Here is a 715-nt window from a genome sequence, read left to right as displayed (position 1 = left end):
GCATCGCGCCCGGCCTTCCACCTCCCGTCGTCACCCGTTGTCGTTGGAGGGGAGCGGCCCGCAGGGCGGGTCGTCCTTGCGCGGCGGGTGGCCGGGCTCGTTGCCCAGGAGCTGGAACAATCCCGTCTGCAGTTTGTCCAGGAGGCGTGACAATTCCTCCACCTCCGGCGGCGCCAGGAAGGCGCGCGCCTGGCCATCCACCCAGTGCGCGGCGAGCTCCAGGGCCTGGATCTCCCGGCGCCCCGCGTCGGTGATCTCCAGGCGCACGCAGCGGCGGTTCTCCCCCGCGCGGCGCTCCACCAGCCCATCCTCCTCCAACCGGTCCACCAGCCGGCTCACCGCGGGCGCGTCGATGAGCAGCCGCTCCGCGATCTGCGCCTGACTGTGGATGCCGTGGATCCCGATGTTCTTGAGCACGAGCAGCTGCATCAGCGGCCGATCCGTTTGCTCTCCCACTTTCTGGGTGAGCAGCCGGACCACTGCGCGTCGCGTCGATGCCACTTGCTCAGCGATGGTCATGGGCGTAAGAGATGATTGCATTCAACAACGGTTGTCAATTACATCTTGACCGCGCGCAGGGAACCCGGGGTGGGTACCACCACTCGCTCCTGCCGGAAAGACCTGCCGCTCCAGAGTATGGCCACCCCCAGCGCCCTTCTCGTCCTCCTCCTCGCCGCCGCGCAGCAGGCGCCGTCCGCGACCCCGGCCCCCCAGC

The 715-nt window shown here is 69.1% G+C and carries 1 protein-coding gene; it reads right to left on the bottom strand.

Annotation, left to right across the window (positions count from 1 at the left end; genetic code table 11):
* Nucleotides 1-30 precede the first annotated feature (30 nt).
* Nucleotides 31-429 carry a MarR family winged helix-turn-helix transcriptional regulator gene (locus D7V80_RS41125; protein ID WP_233586108.1) on the bottom strand — a complete coding sequence of 133 codons (399 nt, stop codon included), beginning with the start codon at nucleotides 427-429 and terminating at the stop codon, nucleotides 31-33.
* Nucleotides 430-715: the final 286 nt, after the last annotated feature.

This window comes from Corallococcus sp. CA054B (genome assembly GCF_003611625.1).
Taxonomy (GTDB): Bacteria; Myxococcota; Myxococcia; order Myxococcales; family Myxococcaceae; genus Corallococcus; species Corallococcus coralloides.
This window is presented reverse-complemented; position numbering and strand designations above follow the sequence as displayed.